This window comes from Glutamicibacter sp. St.4D3 (assembly GCF_059728615.1).
The window spans coordinates 739,696-765,321 of record NZ_AP039380.1 but is presented as its reverse complement, the minus strand read 5'-3'; the positions used below and the strand labels follow the sequence as shown (position 1 = coordinate 765,321).

General features: G+C 65.7%; 23 protein-coding genes and 1 tRNA gene. 10 read left to right on the top strand and 14 right to left on the bottom strand.

The genetic code is table 11. The annotated features are described in order from the left end of the window. Positions 1-82: 82 nt before the first annotated feature. From AC6I21_RS03505 to AC6I21_RS03490, 4 genes are all read left to right on the top strand, one after another. On the top strand, positions 83-892 hold the full coding sequence (locus AC6I21_RS03505) for a purine-nucleoside phosphorylase (RefSeq protein ID WP_497763110.1): 810 nt from the start codon (positions 83-85) through the stop codon (positions 890-892). 42 nt (positions 893-934) lie between these two features. After that, a complete protein-coding gene (locus tag AC6I21_RS03500) occupies positions 935-2,668 on the top strand; it encodes a phospho-sugar mutase (protein ID WP_138175433.1) in 1,734 nt (577 codons plus the stop codon). 103 nt (positions 2,669-2,771) lie between these two features. Then, a complete protein-coding gene (gene deoC, locus AC6I21_RS03495; RefSeq protein ID WP_138175341.1) occupies positions 2,772-3,458 on the top strand; it encodes a deoxyribose-phosphate aldolase in 687 nt (228 codons plus the stop codon). A gap of 34 nt (positions 3,459-3,492) precedes the next feature. Continuing rightward, positions 3,493-3,738, top strand: coding sequence for a hypothetical protein (locus tag AC6I21_RS03490; RefSeq protein ID WP_138175343.1), 246 nt, complete (start codon positions 3,493-3,495; stop codon positions 3,736-3,738). A 141-nt stretch (positions 3,739-3,879) separates the two neighbouring features. Here the strand turns inward: AC6I21_RS03490 and mfd are convergent, their stop codons facing one another. Further along, a complete protein-coding gene (mfd, locus tag AC6I21_RS03485; RefSeq protein WP_138175345.1) occupies positions 3,880-7,503 on the bottom strand; it encodes a transcription-repair coupling factor in 3,624 nt (1,207 codons plus the stop codon). A 269-nt stretch (positions 7,504-7,772) separates the two neighbouring features. On the opposite strand from mfd, the gene AC6I21_RS03480 reads away from it, so the two are divergent. Both AC6I21_RS03480 and nhaA read left to right on the top strand, forming a co-directional pair. Further along, on the top strand, positions 7,773-8,267 hold the full coding sequence (locus AC6I21_RS03480; RefSeq protein ID WP_138175347.1) for a DUF2505 domain-containing protein: 495 nt from the start codon (positions 7,773-7,775) through the stop codon (positions 8,265-8,267). A 158-nt stretch (positions 8,268-8,425) separates the two neighbouring features. Then, a complete protein-coding gene (gene nhaA, locus AC6I21_RS03475) occupies positions 8,426-9,757 on the top strand; it encodes a Na+/H+ antiporter NhaA (protein WP_138175349.1) in 1,332 nt (443 codons plus the stop codon). A gap of 137 nt (positions 9,758-9,894) precedes the next feature. Here the strand turns inward: nhaA and sufU are convergent, their stop codons facing one another. The 4 genes from sufU to AC6I21_RS03455 all read right to left on the bottom strand — a co-directional run bounded on the left by sufU (position 9,895) and on the right by AC6I21_RS03455 (position 12,881). Beyond that, entirely contained in the window at positions 9,895-10,350 is a 456-nt protein-coding gene (gene sufU / locus AC6I21_RS03470; protein ID WP_138175351.1) for a Fe-S cluster assembly sulfur transfer protein SufU, read from the bottom strand. After that, entirely contained in the window at positions 10,351-11,649 is a 1,299-nt protein-coding gene (locus tag AC6I21_RS03465) for a SufS family cysteine desulfurase (protein WP_138175353.1), read from the bottom strand. It lies immediately after the preceding gene. 336 nt (positions 11,650-11,985) lie between these two features. Further along, positions 11,986-12,567, bottom strand: a complete 582-nt coding sequence (gene pth / locus AC6I21_RS03460) for an aminoacyl-tRNA hydrolase (RefSeq protein WP_138175355.1) — start codon at positions 12,565-12,567, stop codon at positions 11,986-11,988. Positions 12,568-12,596: 29 nt separating this feature from the next. Further along, positions 12,597-12,881, bottom strand: a complete 285-nt coding sequence (locus AC6I21_RS03455) for a 50S ribosomal protein L25 (protein WP_138175357.1) — start codon at positions 12,879-12,881, stop codon at positions 12,597-12,599. Between the two features lie 340 nt (positions 12,882-13,221). On the opposite strand from AC6I21_RS03455, the gene AC6I21_RS03450 reads away from it, so the two are divergent. Further along, positions 13,222-13,632, top strand: a complete 411-nt coding sequence (locus AC6I21_RS03450) for a DUF1801 domain-containing protein (RefSeq protein ID WP_249354395.1) — start codon at positions 13,222-13,224, stop codon at positions 13,630-13,632. Positions 13,633-13,719: 87 nt separating this feature from the next. On the opposite strand, the gene AC6I21_RS03445 is transcribed toward AC6I21_RS03450, so the two are convergent. The 3 genes from AC6I21_RS03445 to AC6I21_RS03435 all read right to left on the bottom strand — a co-directional run bounded on the left by AC6I21_RS03445 (position 13,720) and on the right by AC6I21_RS03435 (position 16,417). After that, on the bottom strand, positions 13,720-14,700 hold the full coding sequence (locus AC6I21_RS03445) for a ribose-phosphate diphosphokinase (protein ID WP_138175361.1): 981 nt from the start codon (positions 14,698-14,700) through the stop codon (positions 13,720-13,722). A gap of 70 nt (positions 14,701-14,770) precedes the next feature. After that, positions 14,771-16,222 carry a bifunctional UDP-N-acetylglucosamine diphosphorylase/glucosamine-1-phosphate N-acetyltransferase GlmU gene (gene glmU, locus AC6I21_RS03440; RefSeq protein WP_138175363.1) on the bottom strand — a complete coding sequence of 484 codons (1,452 nt, stop codon included), beginning with the start codon at positions 16,220-16,222 and terminating at the stop codon, positions 14,771-14,773. Positions 16,223-16,345: 123 nt separating this feature from the next. After that, positions 16,346-16,417, bottom strand: a tRNA-Gln gene (locus AC6I21_RS03435). 306 nt (positions 16,418-16,723) lie between these two features. On the opposite strand from AC6I21_RS03435, the gene AC6I21_RS03430 reads away from it, so the two are divergent. Next, entirely contained in the window at positions 16,724-18,511 is a 1,788-nt protein-coding gene (locus AC6I21_RS03430) for an ABC-F family ATP-binding cassette domain-containing protein (protein ID WP_138175365.1), read from the top strand. Between the two features lie 31 nt (positions 18,512-18,542). Here the strand turns inward: AC6I21_RS03430 and AC6I21_RS03425 are convergent, their stop codons facing one another. Continuing rightward, positions 18,543-19,244, bottom strand: a complete 702-nt coding sequence (locus tag AC6I21_RS03425) for a class I SAM-dependent methyltransferase (protein WP_138175367.1) — start codon at positions 19,242-19,244, stop codon at positions 18,543-18,545. A gap of 346 nt (positions 19,245-19,590) precedes the next feature. On the opposite strand from AC6I21_RS03425, the gene AC6I21_RS03420 reads away from it, so the two are divergent. Next, positions 19,591-20,304: a PIG-L deacetylase family protein gene (locus tag AC6I21_RS03420; protein ID WP_138175369.1), complete on the top strand. Its 714-nt coding sequence runs from the start codon at positions 19,591-19,593 to the stop codon at positions 20,302-20,304. Between the two features lie 126 nt (positions 20,305-20,430). Then, positions 20,431-21,489 (top strand): MalY/PatB family protein, encoded by a 1,059-nt coding sequence (locus tag AC6I21_RS03415; RefSeq protein ID WP_171021154.1) that lies wholly within the window; start codon positions 20,431-20,433, stop codon positions 21,487-21,489. Between the two features lie 35 nt (positions 21,490-21,524). Here AC6I21_RS03415 and AC6I21_RS03410 read toward each other — a convergent pair whose 3' ends face one another. From AC6I21_RS03410 to rsmA, 5 genes are all read right to left on the bottom strand, one after another. Further along, complete coding sequence (locus AC6I21_RS03410; protein WP_054820608.1) at positions 21,525-21,803, bottom strand: hypothetical protein; 279 nt, start codon at positions 21,801-21,803, stop codon at positions 21,525-21,527. A 226-nt stretch (positions 21,804-22,029) separates the two neighbouring features. After that, complete coding sequence (locus AC6I21_RS03405; protein ID WP_497763109.1) at positions 22,030-23,400, bottom strand: NAD(P)/FAD-dependent oxidoreductase; 1,371 nt, start codon at positions 23,398-23,400, stop codon at positions 22,030-22,032. A gap of 121 nt (positions 23,401-23,521) precedes the next feature. Beyond that, positions 23,522-23,686 carry a hypothetical protein gene (locus AC6I21_RS03400; protein WP_171021155.1) on the bottom strand — a complete coding sequence of 55 codons (165 nt, stop codon included), beginning with the start codon at positions 23,684-23,686 and terminating at the stop codon, positions 23,522-23,524. 88 nt (positions 23,687-23,774) lie between these two features. Further along, positions 23,775-24,713: a 4-(cytidine 5'-diphospho)-2-C-methyl-D-erythritol kinase gene (locus AC6I21_RS03395; protein ID WP_138175375.1), complete on the bottom strand. Its 939-nt coding sequence runs from the start codon at positions 24,711-24,713 to the stop codon at positions 23,775-23,777. Next, entirely contained in the window at positions 24,710-25,591 is an 882-nt protein-coding gene (gene rsmA, locus AC6I21_RS03390) for a 16S rRNA (adenine(1518)-N(6)/adenine(1519)-N(6))-dimethyltransferase RsmA (protein WP_138175377.1), read from the bottom strand. The genes AC6I21_RS03395 and rsmA overlap by 4 nt, the downstream gene beginning before the upstream one ends. Between the last annotated feature and the right edge of the window lie 35 nt (positions 25,592-25,626).

Genomic DNA, 25,626 nt, shown 5'->3' with positions numbered 1-25,626 from the left:
GCACGTGCACATTCGCCCGGTGCGCGCCCGCGCGGGCGGGGTTCAACTGACAAAAACGCATACCGGGCGGTAGCGTATTGCCGTGACTACTTTCGATATTGATCCCAGCACCCTGGCCCACGAAGCGGCCGGGGCGATCGCCGAGGCCACCGGCGTTGCCAAGCACGATTTGGCCGTGGTCCTCGGCTCCGGGTGGGGCCAGGCCGCCGAACTGATCGGCGAGACCACCCACACCCTGGACGCGGCCACCATTCCCGGTTTCCACGCCCCGGCGGTGCCCGGGCACAAGGGCCACATTTCCTCGATCCTCGCCCGGGACGGCAAGCGGGTGCTGGTGCTGGGGGCGCGCTCCCACTTCTATGAGGGGCGCGGGGTGCGCGCGGTGGTGCACCCGATCCGCACCGCGGCGGCCGCCGGCTGCACCCAGCTGGTGTTGACCAACGGCTGCGGCGGGCTGAACCCGAACTGGGCCCCGGGCACCCCGGTGCTGATCTCGGACCACATCAACCTCACCGCCGCCTCCCCGCTGGAGGGGGCCACGTTCGTGGACCTGACCGACCTGTATTCCTCGCGCCTGCGCCGAATCGCGCGCGAGGTGGACCCGAGCCTGGATGAGGGCGTGTACGCCCAGTTCACCGGCCCACACTACGAAACCCCGGCCGAGGTGCAGTACGCCAAGGTGATTGGGGCGAACCTGGTGGGCATGTCCACCGCCCTGGAGGCCATTGCCGCCCGCCATGCCGGGATGGAGGTCTTCGGCATTTCCCTGGTGACCAACCTGGCCGCCGGGATCAGCGACATGGCGCTGAGCCACGAAGAGGTCATCGAAGCCGGGCAGGCGGCCGGGCCGCGGATCTCCAAGCTGTTGGCCGAGATCATCTCCCGCTTCTAGTCACGGCGTTTCACGCCCCCAGCAAAGGTAGGCACACAGTTGATCGACAGCACCGACAACGCACAGCTGCTCGACCGGGCCCAGGCCTGGGCGGCAAGTGACCCCGACCCGCAGACCCAGGCCGAGCTGGCCTCGCTAATCCAGGGCGCCCAGGCCGGCCAGGCCGATGCGCTGCAGGATTTGACCGAGCGCTTCAGCGCCAATCTGGCCTTTGGCACGGCCGGGCTGCGGGCCGAGCTGGGGGCCGGGCCGATGCGGATGAACCGGGTGGTGGTGCGCCGCACCGCCGCCGGGATCGCCCGCTTCCTGGCCCACCGCGCCCAGCGCGCCTACACCCCGAGCGTGGTGGTGGGCTTTGACGCCCGCCACAATTCGCACCAGTTCGCCCTGGATTCGGCGGCGATCTTCACCGCCGCCGGATTCGACGTGCACCTGATGCCGTCCCCGCTGCCCACCCCCGTGCTGGCCTGGACGGTACGCGAGCTGGGCGCCGAGGCCGGGGTGATGGTCACCGCCAGCCACAACCCACCCCAGGACAACGGCTACAAGGTCTACGTTGGCGGGCGGGTCAGCGACGAGCATGGGCGCGGCGCCCAGATCGTCGCCCCGATCGACGCGGAAATTGCCGCCCTGATTGACCACGACCAGCCGGTCGATGACATCCTGCTGGCCCCCTCCGGCTGGCAGGTGCTGCCCGCCGCCGGGCAGCCCGGGGACATTGAGGCCCGTTACCTGAAGGCGATTGCCAAGGTGATCCCCGAGGCCGGCGCACAACACCCGGCGGCCCGCGAACAGCTGCGCATCGTGGTCAGTGCGATGCACGGGGTGGGCGGGCACACCATGGCCCAGGCCCTGGCCGGGGCCGGCTTCAGCGACGTGCACCAGGTGCCGGAGCAGGCCGAACCGGACCCGCAGTTCCCCACCGTCGCGTTCCCGAACCCTGAGGAACCCGGGGCCATCGACCTGTCCCTGCAGCTGGCCCAGCGGCTGGAGGCGGACCTGGTGATCGCCAACGACCCGGACGCGGACCGCTGCGCCGCTGCGGTGCACACCGAGTCCGGGTGGCGGATGCTGCGCGGGGACGAGGTGGGATGGCTGCTGGGCGACTACCTGGCACCGCGCCTGCCCGAGGGCGCGGTGCTGGCCAACTCGATTGTTTCCTCCCGGATGCTGGGCTCGATCGCGGCCGCCGCCGGACGCCCACATGCCCAGACGCTAACCGGTTTCAAGTGGATCTCCCGGGTTCCGCACCTGGGCTTCGGCTACGAGGAGGCCCTGGGCTACTGCGTGGCCCCGGAACTGGTGCGGGACAAGGACGGGATATCGGCCGGGCTGGTGCTGGCCGAACTGGCCAGCGAGCTGAAGGCCGCCGGTTCGAGCCTGGCCCGGCGCCTGGAGGAACTGGCCGCGGCCCACGGCGTGCACGTCACCGACCAGCTCTCATTGCGCTTCACCGACCTGTCGCGGATCCCCGTGCTGATGCAGCGGGTGCGCACGCACGCCCCGCGCACCCTGGCCGGGGCACCGGTCAGCGAGGTGGTGGACCTGGCCCGCGCAGGCGCGGAGCTGCCGGCCACCGATGCGGTGGTGCTGCACACCGCCAACCGGGCCCGGGTCATCATCCGTCCCTCCGGCACCGAACCGAAACTCAAGTGCTACATCGAGACCATCGTGTCGGTGGATCCAGGAGCCCCGGTGGGCGCACTGCGTGAGCAGGCTACCGCCGAGTGCGTGGCCATCAAGGCCGAGCTCGCCGAATTTTTCGCCGACAGATAGCTTCCACCCGCAGGTCCTGAAGGGACCCCACGATTTCACAGTTCGCTTTTAGTGTTCGGCTGCGGTCCTTGGACCGCAGCCCCAACGATTGGCAAGGATGATCATGACCGAACTCTCCGCCCAGGACATTGCCGGGTACATCGACCACACGCTGCTGGCGCAGAACGCCTCCCGGGAGCAGATCGTGCAGATCTGTACCGAGGCCAAGCAGTACCACTTCAAGTCGGTGTGCGTGAACCCGCTGTGGGTTTCCACCGTTGCCCGTGAGCTGGCCGGCAGTGACGTGCTCACCTGCTCGGTCATCGGCTTCCCGTTGGGGGCCACCACCACCGAAACCAAGGTGTTTGAGGCCAAGCAGGCGATCTCCGACGGCGCGAACGAAATTGACATGGTCATCGACGTGGCCGCCGCGCTGCGCGGGGATGGGGACGCGCTGGTCAACGACATCTTCGCGGTCGCCCAGGCAGTGCATGAGGGCGGGGCGATCTTGAAGGTCATCATTGAAACCGCCCTGCTGGACGAGTCGGCCAAGGTGCTGGCCTGCACCTCCGCCAAGTCCGCGGGCGCCGACTTCGTGAAGACCTCCACCGGCTTCTCCACCGGCGGGGCCACCGTGGAGGACGTGGAGCTGATGCGCCGTACCGTGGGCGAACAGATGGGCGTCAAGGCCTCCGGCGGGGTGCGCACCCTGGAAACCGCGCGGGCCATGATCGCCGCCGGCGCCACCCGTCTTGGGTCCAGCTCAGGAGTTGCTATCCTAGAGGGAGGACAAGGCGGGACCGGCTACTAACCGGCCGCAGGTTTTCGTTCCACAAGGAGAAATAGTGTACTCGAACGACAAGAACGTCTCCCACTCCGGCGAGGGTCGCCTGGTTGGCAACGTCATCAGCTTTGTGATCTTCTTCGTCATGTTCGCCGGTGGCATCTACGCCCTGTCGTTCTGGTCGCTGGACAACGCCTGGATCCCCTCGATCCTGTGCTTCGCCCTGGTCTCTTTGGGCTTCGCCATTCCAATGCACCTGATGGGGCGCGCCGACTCGGCCGAAGTCACCATGCACCAGAACGACTAAGACCTGCCGCGACGTTAGTCACCGCACCGGCAAAAAGGTGGATGGATCCGCACGGATCCATCCACCTTTTTCGTTCCCCGGTGCGTGGGCCTACCGCCCGGTCCGGCCGGCGCGCGGGCCGGCAGGAACGGGCTGGTGGGATCAGGCCCCGGTGCCGGCGGCCGAGGGGGCCGGCTGGGTTTCGAACAGGTTGTAGAGCAGCTGTTCGGCCCAGTCCAGGATCTCCTCGTCGGCCAGCGGGCGTCCGCCCACCGGGGCGGTGCGCGGACGGTCGAAGAAGATCGCGTTCAGCGCCGGCTTGTTCGCCGCCCCCGGGTACAGCCGCTCCAGGCGCACCTGGCGGGAGGCGGGCAGGTCCTCGATCTTCGCCGGGGCGACCTTCACGTGATTGCCGATCAGCTGGATGTCGCTCAGGCCCGCTGCCCGGGCCCGGATCCGCAGCCCGGCCACCCGCAACAGGTTCTGCACCGGGGCCGGCATCTTGCCGTAGCGGTCCACCAGCTCCTCCCCCACCTCGGCCAGCGCCTCGGGGGTCTCGGCCGAGGCGATGTTGCGGTACGCCTCCAGGCGCAGCCGTTCGCCGGGCACGTAGTCGTGGGGCAGGTGGGCGTTGACCGGCAGCTCGATCTTCATTTCCGCCGGCTCGGTGTCCCCCTCCCCCTTGTAGTCGGCCACGGCCTCCCCGACCAGGCGCAGGTACAGGTCGAAGCCCACCCCGGCGATGTGCCCGGACTGTTCCCCGCCCAGCAGGTTGCCCGCCCCGCGCAGTTCCAGGTCCTTCATCGCCAGCTGGTAGCCCGAGCCGAGTTCATTGTGCGCCGCGACCGCCTTCAGCCGCTCCAGGGCCACCTCGCCCAGCGGCTTTTCGGCGTCCCACAGGAAGTAGGCGTAGGCCCGTTCCCGGGCCCGGCCCACGCGCCCGCGCAGCTGGTGCAGCTGGGACAGGCCGTAGTTGTTGGCCCGGTCCACGATCAGCGTGTTCGCGTTGGAGATGTCCAGCCCGGTTTCGATGATGGTGGTGGAAACCAGCACATCAAACTTGCGTTCCCAGAAGTCCTGGATGATCCGTTCCAGGCGGGATTCACTCATCTTGCCGTGGGCCACCTCAACCCGCGCCTCGGGCACCAGCTCGCGCAGTTCGGCGGCGACCCGCTCAATCGAGGAAACCCGGTTGTGCACGAAGAACACCTGACCGTCACGCATCAGCTCGCGGCGGATCGCCGCGGAGATCTGCTTGTCGGTGCGTGGACCCACATAGGTGAGCACCGGGTGGCGCTCCTCCGGCGGGGTGGCCAGCGTGGAGGTTTCCCGGATCCCGGTCAGGCTCATCTCCAGGGTGCGCGGGATCGGGGTGGCGCTCATGGCCAGCACATCCACGTTGGTGCGCAGCTTCTTCAGCTCCTCCTTGTGCTCCACGCCGAAGCGCTGCTCCTCGTCGATGATCACCAGGCCCAGGTTCTTGAACTCCACGTTCTTGGACAGCAGCCGGTGGGTGCCGATGACGATGTCCACGCTGCCGTCCTTCAGCCCGGCGAGCACCTCCTTGGCTTCCTTGGCGGTCTGGAAGCGCGAGAGCGCCTTCACCCGCACCGGGAATCCGGAGTAGCGTTCGGTGAAGGTCTGGTAGTGCTGGGAAGCCAGCAGCGTGGTGGGCACCAGCAGGGCCACCTGCTTGGAGTCCTGCACCGCCTTGAAGGCGGCGCGCACCGCGATCTCGGTCTTGCCAAAGCCCACGTCCCCGGAGATCAGCCGGTCCATCGGGACCTGCTTTTCCATATCGGCCTTCACCTCGTTGATGGCGGTGAGCTGGTCCGGGGTCTCCACATAGGCGAAGGCCTCCTCCAGCTCCGACTGCCAGGGGGTGTCGGACCCAAAGGCGTGGCCGCGGCTGGCCATGCGCGCCGAGTACAGCTTGATCAGGTCCCCGGCGATCTGCTTGACCGCCTTGCGGGCCTTGGACTTCGTGTTCGACCAGTCCGACCCGCCCATCTTGGACAGGCTGGGTGATTCGGCGCCCACGTAGCGGGTGATGGTGTCCAGCTGGTCCATGGGCACGAACAAGCGGTCCCCGGGGGCGCCGCGCTTGGAGGGGGCGTACTCCACCACCAGGTATTCGCGCCTGGCGTCCTTGGAGGACCCGGCGACCTTGCGGGCCACCAGCTCCACGAACTTGCCGATGCCGTGCTGCTCGTGCACGATGTAGTCCCCGGCGACCAGGGACAGCGGGTCCACCGCGTTGCGTTTGCGCTTGGCGGTCATCTTCTTGCCGGCGCGCGGGGCGTAGGCGCTGGAGCGGCCCAGCAGGTCGGCCTCGGTGAGCAGGCCGAACTTCAGCTCATCGAACACGAACCCGCGTCCGGCCTGTGCCTGGGTGATCTCAATCAGCCCCGGGGTGGGGTCCTGGGAGATCCGCTCCACCCGGTGGGCCGGGATCCGGTATTCGTGGAACAGCTGGGAGAGCCGGGCGGCCGGGCCGGGGCCCTCGGTGGCGACCACCAGGCGCCACTCATCGCGGATCCGGGAGGAGATGAACGCCATCATTTCCTCGATGTCCCCCTGGTAGCCGCGCGGTTCGCGGGCGTGCACCCGGATGGTTTCGGCTCCCAGCTCCAGTGCCTCATCGGCGCCCAGTGAGGTCACCGCCCACCAGGAGACCTCGGCCGCCGCGGCGTGCTCCACCGTCTCGCTCAACGAGGCGAAGTCGCCCGAGGCCAGCTGGCGCCCGGCCTCCGCGGTGGACAGATCCAGCGGCGCATTGGCCCCATCGGAGGCCGAGGCCCAGGCGGCGGCCAAAAATTCGGCGTTCGTCTCATTCAGGTCGTGAGCCCGGGTGCGCACCCGTTCTGGCTCCATGACCAGCGCCACCGAGGAGGCCGGCAGCAGCGAGAGCAGCGGCACCATCTTGTCCACCAGCACCGGGGCGAGGGACTCCATGCCCTCCACGGCGATGCCCCCGGCGATCTTCGTCAGCATTTCGGTGGCTGCGGGGAACTGATCGGCCAGTTTCGCGGCCCGGCTCATCACCTTCGGGGTGATCAGCAGTTCGCGGCAGGGGGTGGCGGTGATGTGCTCCGGCGCCTGGTCGCTCATGGAGCGCTGGTCAGCGATCGAGAAGTAGCGCATGGTGTCGATCTCGTCACCGAAGAAGTCGATGCGCACCGGGTGGTCCAGGGTCGGAGGGAAGACGTCGATGATGCCGCCGCGCACCGCAAACTCCCCGCGGTGGGTCACCATGTCCACCCGGGCGTAGGCCGCCGCGGCCAGGTCCTTGATCACCTGGTCGAACCCGGGTTCGGCCCCCAGCACCAGCTGCACCGGGCGCAGCTGTCCCAGTCCCTGCACCAGCGGCTGCAGGACCGCGCGGATCGGGGCGATGATCACCTTCAGGTTCGGATCGCCGTCATGCAGCCGACGCAGCACCTCCAGGCGCCGGCCCACGGTGTCGCTGCGCGGGGAGAGCCGTTCGTGCGGCAGGGTTTCCCAGGAGGGGAACTCGGCGACCGAGGCCCGGTCCATGTAGGCGCCCAGCGATTCGGAGACCTCCTCGGCCTCCCGCCCGGTGGCGGTGACAACCAGCACCACCCCCTCGTGCTCGGCGGCGACCAGCGCGTCACTGACTTGGGCGCTGAGGATGGCGCGCATCCCGGCGGGCGCGGCGATCTCAATCTCGGTGCTGCGCGTGGAATAGGGTCGGGCGGCGTTCTCGTGGATCCTCTTGAATGACGTCTCGGTGCGCAGGAAATCATGCAGTCCGTGCAGGGTCATGACAGTCAACGGTCCTCTCGCGGCAATTCTGGGTGGGGCATCTCGACGCTGGGCATGTCGGGGGCGGACATGTCGGTGACGGGCATGCGCGCAGCACGACGGGCGGCCTTCGGGATTCCGGGGGCCGCGCAACAGATCAAATGGTGTTTCGCCATGCTCTCCTAGCCTACCCAACCGGTGCTGGCCGGTAGGCTAGATTGTGATCGATTCACCGGGAACATTAACCGGTGGGTACCCGCAGCGAATAACAAAGGATTGGCAACGCATCCATGGCACTGAACGCTAGCACCCAGATTCCCCACCCGGTTTCCGACATCATCGCCACGCTGACGAACCGCGAGTTCGCCGAGCACCTGACCACCCTGGCCAAGGGAACCCTGACCGACTTCTCCGTCCAGGGCGACACCGCTGGCGCTTTTACCCTGATCACCGTGCGCGCGTTGCCCACCGACCGGGTGCCGGACATGGCCAAGAAGTTCGTTGGCTCCTCCGTGGAAGTCACCCAGACCGAGAAGTGGGGCGCCCCGGATGCCTCGGGCAGCCGCACCGCCACGGTGGACATCTCGGTGGGCGGGGTGCCGGTGAGCGTCAGTGGCTCGGAGGCGTTGGACGCGAACGCCGAGGGCACCAATTTCGCCATTGAGGCAAAAGTCTCCTCCTCCATTCCGTTCATTGGCGGCAAGATCGCTTCGGCGGCCGAGCCGTACCTGGGCAAGGCCCTGAACATGCAGGCAGCCCAGGTCAACGCCTGGTTGTCGAAGTAAGTCCGTTCTTCCCGCCAGCCCAAAGCCCGGTGACCACGACGTCGGTGGACGCCGGGCTTTGCTTGTGAGCTGAGGCTCAAATCGATACTGTTGTCTTTGGTGTGCCGGGAAGTCTGGTCGGCGGAAAATGTTCATCCAAGTAGTAAGCGAGACCCTTCATGCCCCAAACACCCTCGCCAGGACAGCACCGCCTGTTCTCCCGCCCGAGCTATCCCGAATTCATCCGCATCGGCAAGATCCTGCGCAAGGAAACCGTCGGCGGGATGCTGCTGATCGCCGGTGCGGTTCTGGCCCTGATCTGGGCCAACACCCCCTGGAGCGATTCATACTTCGCGTTGCGCGACTTCCACTTCGGGCCCGAGATCTTCGGCGTGAACCTGGATCTGTCCCTCGGACACTGGGCGGCCGATGCCTTGCTGGCCATCTTCTTCTTCCTTACCGGGTTGGAGCTGAAGAAGGAATTCGTGATCGGCGACCTGCGGCGCTTCAAGACCGCCGTTGTGCCGGTGACGGCCGCGTTTGGCGGCGTACTGGTCCCGGCCCTGTTCTACACGATCATCAACTTCTCCGCCGGTGAGGAAACCCTGCGCGGCTGGGCGATTCCCACCGCCACCGATATTGCGTTCGCAGTCGCGGTGCTGGCCGTCATCGGTTCGGCCCTGCCCACCGCGCTGCGCATTTTCCTGCTGACCCTGGCCGTGGTCGATGACCTGATCGCGATCGTGATCATCGCGTTTGTCTTCACCGACGAGCTGAAGCTGAATTACCTGGGCCTGGCCCTGATCCCGATTGCCGCGTTTACCATCCTGGCCTACGCCTTCGGCAAGCTCTTCGCCAACCATGCTTGGGCGGCTTGGCTGCTGTTGCTGCCGTTGGGCGTACTGACCTGGATTTTCGTTTTCGGTTCGGGGATCCACGCCACCATTGCCGGCGTGGTGCTGGGCTTCTGCGTACCGGTCAAGCGCCGCCACCCGGGGCGCGGACGGGGACTGGCCCAAGAGTTCGAGCACCGCTTCCGGCCACTGTCCAGTGGGTTCGCGATCCCGGTGTTCGCCTTCTTCTCCGCCGGCGTCTCGGTGGTGGGCATGGAATCGGCCGGCGAACTGTTCCTGGATCCGGTGTTCTGGGGCATTGTCATCGGCCTGGTGGTCGGCAAGCCGATCGGCATCATGGGTTCGACCTGGGTGCTGACCAAGTTCACCAAGGCTTCCCTGGATGAGGACACCAAGTGGGGCGACCTGCTGGGCGTGACGCTGCTGGCCGGCATCGGCTTCACCGTCTCGCTGCTGGTCTCCGAGCTGTCCTTCGGCCTGCAGTCCCCGCACTACGAGCACGCGAAGGTGGCCATCCTTACCGGATCGTTTGTCGCCGCGATCCTCGGCGCACTGTGGCTGGTGCCGCGTAACCGCCGCTACCGGGTCATCCACGAACGTGAAACCCGGGACGAAAACAAGGACGGGATCCCGGACGTCTACCAGCAGGACAGCTGATTTGCTCACGCCTCCTGCGGGTGTGAGCCCGGTACGGCAACTATCCTGATGAACACGCCAGCCCTTGGAAACCAGTGGTTTCCAAGGGCTGACGTGTTCCTCCGGGAACCGCGCCGTTGCTACGGCCTGCCGGCGTGCTATTGGCCGTTGGCGGCCAGCAGGGCGGCCTCTGCGGCCACCCAGGAAAGCATGGCGCATTTGACCCGTGCCGGGAACTTGGAGACCCCGACAAAGGCGGCCGCGTCCTCCAGGGCCTCCTCATCGGGGGTGGCGATTCCGCGGGAGCGCATCATCTCACGGAAGAGCCCCAGGCGCTCCATGAATTCATCACGGCTCAGCCCGGTGGCCAGCTCGGTGAGCACCGAGGCCGAGGCCATGGAAATCGAGCACCCTTCCCCTTCCCAGCTGATGGTCTGCAGGCCCCCGTCCTCGCCCAGTTCGACACGGACCTTGATCTGGTCCCCGCAGATGGGATTGTGCTGGTGGGATTCGCCGTGCCGGTGGCCCTGGCCGGGCTGCTGCAACGGGGATCCGGTGCGCGTCTTGGCGTGGTCCAGGATGACCTGTTGGTAGAGCTGATCGAGGTCGTTCACTTAGACTCCAAAATACTTTCGAACCGAGCCGACGGCTTCGATGAGCCGGGCGATGTCTTCTTCGGTGTTGTACAAATAGGTGCTGGCGCGGGTGGTGGCGGTGACACCCAGGGCCCGGTGCAGCGGCTGGGCGCAATGGTGACCCACCCGGACCGCAATGCCCCGCGAGTCCAAGTACTGGCCCACGTCGTGCGGATGCACGCCGGTGACTTCAAATGGGACTGTGCCGATGCGCGGGGCATCGGTGGGACCGAAGACCCGCACGCCTTCAAGGTTCGCCAGGCCCTGCAGCAGCAGCCCTCCCAGGCGCTCTTCCCATTCGGCGATGCGCTGCATGCCGATTTCGTCCAGGTAGCTGGCCGCAGTGGCCAGGCCGTGGGCCTGGGAGACCCGCTGGGTTCCGGCCTCAAAGCGCTGGGGCGAGGGCAGGTATTCGGCGTGTTCCATGTCCACCAGGGTGATCATGGATCCACCGGTGAGGAACGGGGGCATCGCGTCGAGCAGTTCGGCCCGGCCGTAGAGGGCCCCGATGCCTGTGGGGCCGAGCATCTTGTGCCCGGAGAAGGCCATGAAGTCCACGTCCAGGTTCTTCACGTTCACCGGCAGGTGTGGAACCGATTGGCAGCCGTCGAGCACCGTCAGGGCCCCGACCCGGCGGGCGGCCTGCACGAACTTCGGTACGTCGATCACGGTGCCCAGCACGTTCGAGACGTGGGTGAAGGCGACCACCTTGGTGCGTTCGGTGACCAGCTCGTCCAACAGGTCGTAGCGCAGCACCCCCTGGTCACTGACCGGGACGTAGCGCAGCGTGGCGCCGGTGCGGAAGGCCAGCTCCTGCCACGGGATCAGATTCGCGTGGTGTTCGAGTTCGGTGACCAGGATCTCGTCGCCCGGGCCAAAGGCGAAGCGGCGGGCCTCCGCTCCCCCGCGGCCCAGTGAGGCGTTGGAGAAGGAGTAGGTCAGCAGGTTCAACGCCTCGGTGGCATTCGAGGTCCACACCAGCTCGTTTGGTGCCGCCCCAATGAAGGAGGCGACCGTCGTACGGGCGTTTTCGAAGACGTCGGTGGCCTCCACAGCCAGGCTGTGCGCACCACGGTGCACCGCCGCGTTGGCGGTTTCGTAGAAATGCTGCTCGGCCTCGTAGACGCAGCGCGGTTTTTGGCTGGTGGCCCCGGAGTCCAGGTAGACCAACTCGTGACCGGAGACCGGTTGATCGAGAATCTGGAAGTCTGCCTTGATCCGCGCGACTTCCTGACTCGTCAATGGCTGCTGCAGGGTCGAAGTGGTGCTACTTGCCAAATGCACGTGTCCCTCCGGTGGTGGTGGTGGCCTCTCCCCGCGCAATGATTAGGGAAAGCGAACATGGGCTAATTATTCCACCTCATCCGCGAACTGACACCTAAGCCGGTCCTTAGTTAGCGGCCCCTGCCCGTTAACGCGAAGACGCCGACAACTGACTCTTGGGGGAGTTAGGCCGTACTTGGGGGAGGCCTGTCAGCTGTCGGCGACTTCATTCGGCTTCTCAACCGAAGCCGAATGAGAGAATATAGCCATACTTTTTGGCGCACAACTGGACTATTACTGCTTGGTAGATTGCTTGCGCGTACTCTTAGCAAACGGGGTTGACTAGGTATTTTAGGAGCCGTGGAATTTTAGTTGTGTGCGTTCCAGGCCCTGGGTGATCAGGCTTTCCACCGCGTCGGCCGCACGGTCCAAATGCAGCGGCAGGCTGGCGCGTTCGGTCTTGGAAAAGTCGCGCAGCACCCAGTCCGCGGTCTCCATGCGGCCAGGTGGACGACCTACGCCAACCCGCACGCGCAGGTAGTCTTTGGTGCCCAGTGCCTTGGAGATATCCCGCAGGCCGTTGTGTCCACCCTCTCCCCCGCCCTGCTTGAGCTTGATCTGCTCGAAGGGGATGTCGACCTCGTCGTGCACGACGATCACGTGGTCGGGGCTGACGGAGAAGAACTTCGCCAGTTTGCCCACCGGTTGACCCGATAGGTTCATATAGGTGCCGGGCTTGGCCAGTACGAGGCGTGGCCCGCCGATTCCCATGCGGCCCTGGATGATTTGGGCGCGTGAAGGATGGGATTTGAACTTGCCGCCCACGCGGGAGGCCAGTTCGTCGAGCACCATGTGCCCGACATTGTGTCTATTGCCAGCGTAGCCGGGCCCGGGATTCCCGAGCCCGGCTACCAGCCAGGTCTCATCACTCATGATGATCAGCTATGGGTCTGCTGCGTTGGTTAGGCGGCAACCATCAGGTCGATGTGATCGATGTTGCGGCTCAGCGCGTTGATCTGCAGCTCCTTGACGGTGGTCTTGACTTCCTTGCCATCCACGTTCAGGACCAGCTCAACGGAGCGGTCGCGGACGGCCAAGGTGGTTTCCTGGGCCGGCAGCAGCACGTGCAGCGGCTGGGAGCTTGCGCCGTAGACCACGGCAGGGATCTTGGCATCGCGGCGGGCACGGCGGGCAGCGCCCTTGCCGAAGTCTTCGCGGACGATGGCGTCGAGGTTTACAGAGCTCATGGTGTTCTCCTTCGGTTGTTCAATGCTTCGTTGTCGCCCTCGCGCGGACCAGGGAAGCATCGGCACAAAGCCCACCGAAGTGGTTCTCACCGAGCGTTTCCGGCCTTGTCGATAACGGTCCCGGCTTTTGACAGCCGGTCCCCTCGCCTGGGCACAGTCAATGATTCTAGCAGTGCCTGCGCGCTGGATGAAAACCTGTTGCCGGAAACACACGGCGGGAAGCCCGCCAAGTCGGTGGACCAGCGCTCCGGCACCGTCCAAGGGGTGCGCGTCATCGCATAGGATGGCGAACAATCAGCTGTTTTTCGGAAGGACGATCATGGCAGGCAAGGAACCGGCAATGTCACCCTCGGATCTGCCCGTCGGGCCGGTACTGGATCGCGCCAGCGGTCCACGCCGCGCTGAGGTCGAGCAGCTGCTGGAGCTGTTCGGGCAGATCAGTGGGCAGGAACCGGTGGTGTGGGCCGGACGCATTATCGGCTTCGGGCAGTACGAGTACCGGTACGCCACCGGCCATGGGGGGCATGCCCCGTTGCTGGCCTTTGCCCCGGGCGCGAGCCGGCACACCATCTACCTGGTCAGCGACTTTGCCCAGCGGTGGCCGCAGCTGCTGGAACGACTGGGCAAATACAAGGCGAGCAAGGCGTGCCTGTATTTGACCCGGCTTGAGGGTGTGGACCAGGCGGCGCTGCGCGAACTGCTGGAAGCTTCCCTCGCCGCAACCCTGGCCGACCCCTTTGCGGTGAACTGAGCCGGGCCGCCGGGCACCTTCCCAAAGACCGCTGGCCGGCACCCCGGGAGCGGGGGCCGGCCAGCGGTCGTGGAAGTTCAGCTGCGCTTAGGCGCGGCCGTCGAACAGGTTGGTCACCGAACCGTCCTTGAACACTTCGCTGATGGCGCGGGCCAGCAGCGGTGCGATGGACAGCACGGTCAGGTTCTCGAAGCGCTTTTCCTCCGGGATCGGCAGGGTGTTGGTCACCACGACCTCACGGGCACCGCATTCGGCCAGGCGCTGGGAGGCCGGCTCGGAGAACACGGCGTGGGTGGCGGCGATGATGACGTCCTTCGCACCGGCTTCCTTCAGCACGCGCACCGCCCCGGCGATCGTGCCGCCGGTGTCGATCATGTCGTCAATCAACACCGCTGTGCGGCCCTTGACCTGGCCGACCACGGTCTTGGACTCGGCCTGGTTCGGCATGGTCAGATCGCGGGACTTGTGCACGAACGCCAGCGGGGCGCCGCCCAGGCGTTCGGCCCACTGCTCTGCCACGCGCACGCGTCCGGTGTCCGGGGAAACCACGGTAATCTTGTCATCCTCGACGATGTCGCGGATGTAGTCGGCCAGCAGCGGGAAAGCGAAGAGGTGGTCAACCGGACCGTCGAAGAAGCCCTGGATCTGCGCGGTGTGCAGGTCGCAGGAGATGATGCGGTCCGCGCCGGCGGCCTTGAACAGGTCGGCCACCAGGCGGGCCGAGATCGGCTCGCGGCCGCGGCCCTTCTTGTCCTGGCGGGCGTAGGGGTAGAACGGGGCGACCACGGTGATGCGCTGGGCGCTGGCCCGCTTCATCGAGTCGATCATGATCAGCTGTTCCATCAGCCAGTTGTTCAGCGGTGCCGGATAGGACTGCATCAAAAAGACGTCCTTGCCGCGCACCGACTCGTCCGAGCGAACGTAGATCTCACCATTGGCGAAATCGTAGGCGTTCAACGGAAGCAGTTCGGTGTCCAGTGCCTTCGCCACTTCTTCCGCAAGCTGCGGGTGGGCGCGGCCGGTCGCCAAGACCAGCTTCTTGTCGACGTTATGGCTAATTTCACTCATGGGTTTGCTTTCTCGCTCGCTTCGCTATCACGTAGAGGTGGTTTCTGAGGAAATTCCGGGGGATGCCTGGCTACTCGATATCCGAGGTGTCCAGGGCCGCCTTGAAGGCAGCGTCTGCCGAGGCGCTGCCCGGGCGCTTGGCCAGGGTCCACCCTTCGGAGTTGCGCTGCGGAGCCACGGACAGTGCCAGGGCACCGGCCGGGACGTTCTTGCGGACGACGGCTCCGGCACCGGTGTACGCGCCGTCCCCGATTTCGACCGGGGCCACGAACACGGTGTTCGAGCTGGTGCGCACGTGCGAACCGATCTTGGTCCAGTGCTTCTTCACGCCGTCGTAGTTTGCGGTGATGTTGCCACACCCGATGTTGGTGTACTCACCGATTTCAGCGTCCCCGGCGTAGCCGAGGTGCGAGAGTTTGGAGCCGCGCCCGATGCTGACGTTCTTCGTCTCATAGAAGGCGCCGATCTTTCCGTCCGAGCCGAGCTCGGTGCCGGGGCGCAGGTAGGTGAACGGGCCGACGGTGGCCCCTTCCCCGATGCGCGAGTCGGTGGCGTCGGTGCGCTTGACGGTGGCGTTCTGGCCGACGACCACGTTGGTCAAGGTGGTGTCCGGGCCGATCACCGCGCCGGTGCCGATCATGGTGTTGCCGTGCAGCTGGGTGCCGGGCTTGATGGTCACGTCCTGGCTGAGCACCACGGTGGTGTCGATCCAGGTGGTGGAGGGGTCGATGATGGTCACGCCCTGGCGCATCCAGTGCTCGCACAGCCGCTCGTTGAGCACCTGGCCCAGGCGCTGAACCTGGACGCGGTCGTTGGCGCCCTCGATCTGCCAGCGGTCCGAAATCTGGGCGGTGGCCACCCGGCCGCCGCGGTTGCGGGCGATGGCCAGCACGTCGGTCAGGTACATTTCGCCCTGCGCGTTCTCGGTGGTCACTTCCTGCAGCGCGCTGGTGAGCATGGCGGCGTCGAACGCGTAGATGCCGGAATTGATTTCCTTCACCGCCAGTTCCTCGGCGGTCGCATCCTTTTGTTCACGAATCGCGGTGACATCCCCCTGCGCGTCGCGCAGGATTCGGCCGTAGCCGGTGGGGTCATCCAGTTCGGTGGTCAGCACGGTGACCGCGTTGCCCTGGGCTTCGTGGACGGCAACCAGGTCCTTGAGGACTTCGCTGGTCAGCAGCGGCACATCCCCGTAGGTCACCACGACAGTGCCTTCCAGGTATCCGTCCACGGCCTGCAGTCCCTGCTGCACGGCGCGGCCGGTGCCAGGCACCTCGTCCTGATCCGCGATGGTCAGCTGCGGGAAGTGGTCCAGGATGTGCGCGGCGACCAGATCACGCTGGTGGCGCACCACGGCGACCAGGTTCTTCGGTTCCAGAGCCGCTGCCGCGTGCAATGCATGGACCACCATGGAGCGACCGGCGATCTCGTGCATGATTTTGGGTTTCGCCGATTTCATTCGGGTACCGGCGCCTGCGGCGAGGACGATGACAGCTACTGGTGCGTTGACCTGATCGCTCAAGTTGTGTTCTCCTGCGATGTCGTTTCAAGGCTCTCGTGCCTATATTGAGAAACCCATGGGATAGTCTAGCGCGCGGAATGAACATCGCATGAACGCAGTGGGCAGGGCCATACTGGCCGTGAGTTCCGCCCCTAGGATTCGAACCTAGAATGCACAGCTCCAAAGGCTGGCGTGTTGCCATTACACCAGGGCGGATCGTGCTCCGGCACCGGCTGCCCGGGTCAAGCACAGTTCATTATTCTGCCATGATCACCGCGCGTAGTGAAATCACAAATCGCCGTGCCCCGCACGGGATTCCTGCGTCTTTAAGACGAGGGGAGCACACGCTTCTCCCCTGCCCGAGTTCCCTTGTTCCCAGACCCCCTTCGCCGCTTACGCCCACACGCGCAGATTGGCCATTCCGGCATTCGCCCCATCCGCAGCCTGTGACAAGCGGCACAGTCTCAATCGCGTCATGGAGGTGGTATTCATGGATTTGGTACCGGTTCGTAGACTGGAGACGTGGCACATTTACTCGGGGGCGAAGCCCTGCATCTGGAATATCCCACCCACACCGTCTTTGATTCGGTAACCATCGGCATTTCCGACGGCGACCGCATCGGCGTGGTGGGGCGCAACGGCGACGGCAAGTCCTCGCTGCTGCGCATGCTTGCCGGACGGCTGGAGCCCAACTCGGGCCGGGTCACGCAGCGTTCGGGGCTGCGGGTGGGGGTCCTGGATCAGGCCGACACCCTGGACGAGGCCCTGTCAGTGCGCGAATCGGTCGTGGGCAACCAGGCCGAACACGAATGGGCCTCGGACCCCAAGATCCGCGACATCATCGCCGGGCTGGTCTCCGACCTGGAATGGGAAGCGAAGATATCCACGCTCTCCGGCGGTCAGCGTCGCCGGGTGGCACTGGCCGCGCTGTTGGTCGAGGACTGGGACGTGATCATCCTCGACGAGCCGACCAACCACCTGGACGTGGAGGGCATCGCCTGGCTGGCACAGCACCTGAACCACCGCTGGGCCAAGAACACCGGCGGGCTGATGGTGGTCACGCACGACCGCTGGTTCCTGGATGCGGTGTGCACCACCACGTGGGAAGTGCACGACCAGATCGTCGAGCCCTTCGAGGGCGGCTATGCGGCCTATGTGCTGCAGCGGGTGGAGCGTGACCGGATTGCAGCGGTGACCGAATCCAAGCGCCAGAACATGATGAAGAAGGAACTGGCCTGGCTGCGCCGCGGCGCCCCGGCCCGCACCTCAAAACCAAAGTTCCGCATCGAGGCGGCCAACCAGCTGATCACCGATGTGCCAGAGGTCCGCAACCCGATCGAGCTGAAGAAGATGGCCACCGCCCGGCTCGGCAAGGATGTGGTGGACCTGATCGACACGTCGGTCAGCTTTGACGGCCGGCAAATCCTCAAGCCGTTCACCTGGCGGATCGGTCCGGGCGAACGAACCGGCATCCTGGGCGCCAATGGCGCGGGTAAATCCACCCTGCTGGGCCTGATTGCCGGCACCGTGGAACCCAGCAGCGGGCGAATCAAGCGGGGCAAGACCGTGAAGCTGGCCGTACTGGACCAGCAGTTTCGGGAACTTCAGAAAATTGGCCAGGACAAGGTTCGTGAGGTGCTCTCCCGCTTCAGCACCACTTTTAACGTCGATGGCAAGGATCTGACCCCGGCACAGCTGCTGGAGCGCCTGGGCTTTTCCCGGGCGCACCTGTCCACCAAGGTCGCCGAGCTCTCCGGCGGACAGCGCCGGCGCCTGCAGCTGCTGATGATCCTCATGAACGAACCGAACGTGATGATCCTGGATGAGCCCACCAACGATGTGGATACCGACATGCTCGCCGCCCTGGAAGACCTGCTCGATTCCTGGCCGGGCACCCTGATTGTGGTTTCCCACGACCGCTACCTGTTGGAGCGCGTCACGGATCAGCAGTACGCGATCCTTAAAGGGCACTTCCGCCACGTGCCAGGCGGCGTCGATGAATACCTGCGTTTGCGCGAGGCCCAGGAATCCGGCTCCGGAGCCAAGCCCGAGGCCGGGGCAGCGCAGGTGCCCAAGACCGCTGGCCCCTCGGGTGCCGAGATCCGTGCGGCCCAGAAGGAAATGAACGCCAACGAGCGCAAGGTGGGCCAGCTGAACGAGAAGATCGGCAAGCTGCACGAGAAGATGGCCGCGCACGATCAAAGCGACTATGAGGCCTTGGGAAAGTTCACGGCCGAATTGCGGGAACTGCAGGAGCAGGTCGATGAACTTGAGGAACGCTGGCTGGAACTTTCAGAGATCGTCGGTTGAGCACCGGAGGCGGCTGCTGGCGGCTTTCTCGCTACCCATCGGGACGTAGAACGAAGAAGATGAAACTCAAAAACGCGGTTCGGTCCTTGAACTGAGGCGGAATGATTTCCGCGGGAGCTTCGGGCGAATACCCTGGCTCGCTGAGCACCTCGATTCGAAATCCAGCTTCCGAAAAGGCGTCGGTCATCATGTGCAGCGGGCGGTGCCAGTAAGTGAGCTTCGCGGATTGACCGTCGAAGGTGAGTTCATCGCTGTACCGGGTGAGCTTGAAGTAGTCTTGGCCCGGGCGAGTCCACGGGTAAAGGATTGGGTGATTGACGGATACGATCAACCGCCCATCGGGCCGAAGCACGCGACGAAATTCCCTAAGCGGCGCCACCCAATCTTTCAGGTAATGAAGAACCAGGGATGCCATTACCTCGTCGAATGAATCATCGGAATAGGAAAGTGGCCGGCTAAGGTCTGCAACCGACAAATCTGCCGCCGAACCGAGCCTGCTGCGGGCGAGGTCGATCATGGCTGCGCTGGCATCGAAGCCAACAACATTGGCGCCCCGATTGCGCAGCTCTTCCATGAGGGGGCCAGATCCGCATCCGGCATCCAGTACCTGATGCCCCTCAACGTCTCCGGCAAGTTCAAGCATGGCCGGTCGCTCGTAGTACGCGTTGAGCAGGCTACCCTGGTTTTCCGTGGAATACGCGGCGGCGAAATGGTCATAGTCGGTTTCTTTCATGATCCCTCCGGGTCGAGCACTTCATGAAACGATAGCTGGTCAGCCGACAGAGCACTGACCGAACGACGACTTCCACACAGGGCGACGGCAAACGCGCTCATTGCTGTCTTCGGAGTAGTCTCAGCAACCTCGGCACGGCTGACACTACCCCAACGGTCCGCAATTCCTCCGTCCCGACGGGCAGCTCGTTAACATGCAGTGCCCCAGAATCGCTGTCCTCCCTCTCTGATGGGCCGCTAAAGCAAAGGCCTTGGCCTGGAACCCAAGCAGGACGGCGCCTGTTTCTGGCTTCTGGCGATTTTTTTGAAGTATTGGCAAGTCACCGCTTATCGGGAAGAATCGCGGCATGAGCCTAGAACTGTTTGATGAGGACTGGAACCGGGCCCTGGTGCTGATGGCCCACCCCGATGACCCCGAATACGGAACCGCACTGGCGGTCAATCGCTGGACCGGGCAAGGCAAGGAAGTCAGCTACGTGCTGGCGACCTCAGGCGAGGCAGGCATCGAGGGCATCGCACCGGCACAGTCCGGTCCACTGCGTGAAGCGGAACAACAGCGGGCCATCGGACATGTTGGGGTGCAAAACCTCGAATTCCTCGGGATGCCGGACGGCCGCCTGGAATACGGCCTGCAGATGCGACGCAAATTCGCCCAGAAAATCCGGGCCTACCGTCCCGACGTCGTCATCACCCTAAACTTCGATCGGGCCTTTGGTGGAGTGAACCGCAACTCGGCTGACCATCAGGCGGTCGGCCGGGCAGTGCTGGATTCGGTCTCCGATGCCGCGAACTCCTGGATCTTTCCGGACCTGGAGGAACCTGTCTGGACCGGCGTGCGGATGATCGCGGTATTTGCCGACGAGAGCCCCACCCACTATGTTCCGGTCGGCGAGGCCGATATCACCGCCGCGATCGCTGCACTGTCTGAGCACCGGGAGTACCTCACCCGGCTGAGTGAAGACCCGATTGAGGAACAGGCACGGGCCCAGGTGGTGGATCGAGTGCTGGGCGGCATCGACCCCGCTGCCGGGGGCGAAGTCGCGTTCCGAGTGTACAACTAGGGACGGGGTGGACTGATGACGGAGCATCGGAAGCAGTGGGACCAACGCAGTGTTCAGTCCCTACGATCGGGCGGGTCCCTGAAGTGGACAGGTTTTCCCGACGCCATGGGCGCCTGGGTGGCGGAGATGGATTTTGGTCTGGCTGCGCCAATCCGCACGGCGCTGGAGGAGTATGCCTCCTCCGAACTGACCGGTTATGCTCCCCCGTGGCTGGAACACGAGCTGGCCCGGGCCACCAATGACTACTATTCGACGAACTTCGGTTGGGCCCCTGGCGTACAGAACATCGTGCCGACTGGAGACGTACTGGCCGGGCTGGGCGGCGTGCTGGATTATTTCCTTGATCCCGCGGCGCCGGTGGTGCTGCCCACCCCCGCCTACATGCCGTTCCTGAAGTTCCCGCGTCTGCGCCAGCGGCGGGTGATTGAAGTGCCGATGTTGCGGGATGAGCACGGCTGGCACATGGATCTGGCCGCCATCGACACGGCACTGGCCCCGGCTGGCGGCCTGGTGATTCTGTGCAACCCGCACAACCCCATTGGGAAAATGTACTCGCGCACCGAGCTGGAGGAGCTCTCGGCCATCGTGGCCCGGCGCGACGCACGGGTATTTTCCGATGAAATCCACGCGTCCATCAGCTTTGACGGACGGGATCACCTGCCCTACGCCTCGGTTAACTCGGCCGCGGCGCGCCAGACGATCACTGCGACCGCGGCGTCCAAGACCTTCAACATTCCCGGCCTGAAGTGCGCGCAGCTGATCTTCTCAAATCCGCAAGATCTTGAGCGCTGGCAGGAGTACGGTTTTTTCATCAGCCATGGCGCTTCCCTGCCGGGCATGCGGGCGACCGTGGCGGCCTATGATCATGGTGCTGCCTGGCGTGATGACGTGCTGCAGTACCTGCAGGGCAACCGTGATCTGCTGGGGCAACTGCTGTCCGAGCAACTGCCGGGCATTGACTGGCTTGCGCCGCAAGGCACCTATCTGGCCTGGCTGAACACCAGCGGGCTCAGCCTGCCGCCCAATGCCCAGCAGTTCATGCTGCAGCAGGCCCAGGTGGCGGTGGTGGACGGTGCGGAGTGCGGTTCCGGCCTGGAGGGTTTTCTCCGCATGAATTTCGCGATGCCCCGTCCGCTGCTGATCCAGACCGTACAGCAGATGGCTGACGCCGTGGCGCGCCGGTAGTTCCGGCGCGGGGCGGACCTGGATTGACAGGGTCGCTACATTCCGTCAACAAGCAGGGTGAGGATGATGGGCATGGGCAGCAGCCCCAGGCCCAGGATGGCCGAAGCGGTCGCCCAGGAATAGTCTCGGCGAGCGAGGCCAAGCAGGCTTCCGACGGACCCGAAGATTGGCGGCAGCAGGAAAACCCAGATCGGGCGTTCCTGGCCGGATCCGGTCCAGTCCACCGACATCAGGGCGACAAGAAGTGCGCCGCCCATCATGACCAGCGTGGGGATTGGATACGGAGTTTGGCGCAAAGCCACGCGCTCTTCCATAGTTCTCCTTAGGCAGGTGTTCGATAACTTATTCCAGGGTTTACACAGGCCATGACGTCCACTGCAATGGTCGCTAAAAATAACCGATCCCAGAACAATAAATCACTTCAGGTCACGGTACTCGTGATCTTCATAGTTCGCCATCGTTCTTAAGGAGGATAGCGCGAACAAGCTCTCTGCGTTAACTGGGAAGGATCTCAGATGTTCGAATTGCGGATTGAACAGCTCAAGATTTGCCGGTGATGAGATCGGCGATCCGGGCAATCGGCGAGGTGCGTTCACGTCCGGCGGCCTCAGACCGGTCGGCGGCATGATAGGCCGCATATAGTGAGGTGGTGGCGAGCCAGCGCAGCGGCTCGGGTTCCCATCGGCGGGCCTGGCGATCCACCCACGGCAGGTGCACCAGCTCGCTGTCGCGTCCCAGGATCAAGTCGGCCAGGGTCCGTCCGGCCAAATTGGTGGCGCTCACCCCCGTACCCACGTATCCCCCGGCCCAGGCCAGCCCGGTGTCCCGGTCCAGGCCCACCGTTGCCGCCCAGTCCCGGGGCACGCCCAGCACCCCGGACCACGCGTGCTCGATGCGTGCCTGACTGGTGACGGGAAAGAAGCGGTGCAGGATGCCGCTCAATGCCGCGACGGTCGATGACGCGGTGCGCCCATCAAGGTCGGTGCCGGACCCATATTTGTAGGGCACCCCGCGGCCCCCGATGGCGATCCGGTCATCGACGGTGCGCTGGGCGTACATGTACACGTGCGCGTAGTCCCCCAACACCTCCCCCTTGGACCAGTTCAGCTCATCCCACACCACTGGCGGCAGCGGCTCGGTCACAATCATTGAGGAGTTCATCGGCAGCCACAGCCGGCGCAGCCCGGGCAGGGCGGCGGTGAACCCCTCGGTGGCCCGCACGATGTGTTCGGCTGCGACGCTGCCGTGGGTGGTGTGCAGCAGGTGGGGCAGGATATCGGTGACCCGGGTGTCTTCGTAGATCTCCACACCGATCCGTTCCACCGCCGCGGCCAGTCCGGTCACCAGCTTTGCCGGATGGATCCGCGCCGCATGCGGGTGCCACAGTGCCGCCCGTGTTCCGGCAACGTTGATCCGGGCGCGGGCCTCTGCGGCCTGCAGCAGCTGCACGTCGGTGTGCGCCCAGGTGCGCTCGGACGCAAAATCCGCGCGCAGCCGGGCCTCCTGGGCCGGGGTGTAGGCGACTTGGAATTCCCCGCCGCGCTGAATGTCGGCGTCGATCACCTCGGCCCGGCAGACATCGATGACCTCATCCACGCTGCGGTTCATGGCCTGCTGGAACGCCTCGGCGCCACTGCGACCAAAGCGGGCCACGTGGCGTTGCCGGCCGCCGGTGATGGAGTTGGTCAGCCACCCTCCGTTCCGTCCCGAGGCCCCGTAGCCGACGTGACGTTGTTCAAGCACCACCACGCGCAGCAGCGGCTGCAGCTTTTTCAGGTAGTAGGCGCTCCACAGGCCGGTGAATCCGCCGCCGACGATGGCCACGTCGGTGGACAGGTACCCGGGCAGCGCCGGACGCGGCTGGGGGCTGCCCAGTTGTTCCCACCAGTGTGAAACCTGCCCGTTGATCATCTAACGCACCGCCCCGTTGCAGCCTCGGGCCGGCGAAGACGGGCCCACTTGCAGCTAAGCGTAGGCGGGCGGCGCCTTCCTGGCAATGGCGGCGTTTCGCCGCCTGAGCGGCGCAAGGAATTCAGTATTCGCCACGCCGCTGGCCCGTGGGCGGTGCCTGGTTCCAAACCAGCAGGGCACCGGCGGCGGGGAAGAGCAGCAGCGCCGGCAGCCATTGAAAGACGGCCAGCAGTGCCAGGGCGATCAGCAGCAGCGTCAGAGCCGCGTTGCGGGGCCAGGCTTGCATCAGATCCCCTCCTCCTGATCCGCCCCCACGGGGGCTGGGTGTTCGCGCAAGCCTACCGGGGAAGGGCGGGGATGGGAAGGGCGGGAGGCTACTGGCTGTGGACGATCCGCGCCCCGGGCGCGGGGGCCTGCACGGCCAGGGTGGCGACCCCGACCTCATCGCCCAGCTGGGCCATGACCTCGCGGGCGTGCTCGGCGTCGCGCACCAGCAGCGCCAGGGTGGGTCCGGAGCCGGAAACCATGGCCCGCAGCGCCCCAGCCCCCTCGGCCAGGTCGCGCACGGTGCCCAGTTCGGGGGCCAGCGCCAGCGAGGCCTGGGTCAAATCGTTGACCAGGGTGTCGGCCAGCGCCTGCGCGTCGGGTTCCATCAGGGCCTTGATGACCTGCGGGTCCACTTCGGTGGGCACCGGGATCGACTGCCCGGCGCGCAGCCGGTCCAGCATGGCGTAGACCCGTGGGGTGGACAGCCCGTAGCTGGCCGGGATCAGCACCCAGTCGGTGCGCGCCCGGGTCAGCAGCGGGGCCAGCTGGTCCCCCACGCCCAGTCCGATGGCGGCCCCGCCCATCAGCGCAAAGGGCACATCGGCGCCCAGCCGGGCGCCGAGCCGGCCCAGTTCCTCACGGTCCAGCCCGGTGCCCCACAGTTCGTTGCAGGCCACCAGGGTGGCGGCGGCGTCGGCGGAGCCGCCGCCCATGCCCCCGGCGATCGGCACCCGTTTGAGGATCTCCAGATCGGCCCCCAGGTTCACCCCGGCGTGTTCGCGCAGCAGCTGTGCGGCCTGGTGGACCAGGTTGCCCGGGCCCAGCGGGAAGGTTTCGGGTTCGTCGACCACCGTGGAGGCCTCATCCAGGCGCAGGTGAAGTTCGCCGTCTTGGCGCAGGGTTGCGCGGATCTCCTCGAACAGGGAGACCGCCACGTAGAGGCTGGCCACGTCGTGGTACCCGTCCTCACGCGGCGGGCCGACCCGGAAGTAGCAGTTGATCTTGCCCGGGGCGTGGGCGATCACGAAGTTCTTGGGTTCGTTCATGGGGTTTCATCCGCTGCGTCGGTGACTTCTGCGGCGGCGCGGGCGATGGCGATGAACCCGTCGATGTCCAGCTTCTCGCCGCGTTCGCGCGGGTCGATCCCGGCACGGTTGAGGATCGCTTCAGCCCGGGCCCCGGAGCCGGCCCAGCCGGACAGGGCGGCGCGCAGCGTCTTGCGGCGCTGGGCGAAGGCGGCGTCGATGACGGCGAAGACCTCGGTGCGCGGCGGGGCGTCGCCGCGCTCCGCGTCCCGGGTGAAGGAGACCAGCCCGGAGTGGATTTTGGGGGCCGGCCAGAACACGTTCATGCCGATGACCCCGGCCTTGCGCATGGTGCCGTACCAGGCGCCCTTGACGGAGGGCACCCCGTAGATCTTGCTGCCCGGGACGGCGCTCATCCGGTCGGCCACCTCATCCTGGACCATGACCAGGCCGTGGCGGATGGAGGGGAAGTGCTCCAGCAGGTGCAGCACGACCGGCACGGCCACGTTGTAGGGCAGGTTGGCCACCAGCGCGGTGGGCTCATTGGGCAGTTCGGTGACCTTCAGTGCGTCGCTGAGGATCACGGTGAGATCCGCTTCGCGGCCCGGACGGAACTCGGCGACGGTTTCGGGCAGCCGTCGGGCCAGCGGCGGGTCAATTTCCACTGCCACCACCTTCGCGGCGGCGTCCAGGATGCCCAGGGTCAGCGAGCCGAGGCCGGGTCCGACCTCCAGCACCGTCTGGCCGGGGTCAAGGTCCGCGGCGGCGACGATGCGCCGGATTGTGTTCCCGTCGATCACGAAGTTCTGGCCCAGGGTTTTGGTGGGACGGATGCCCAGTTCATCGGCCAGGCGTCGGATCTCGGTGGCTCCCAGGAGCGGCAGGGGTTCTTCAGGCATCACGCCTCCAATACTAGTTCAGCGTCCGGCCCGCG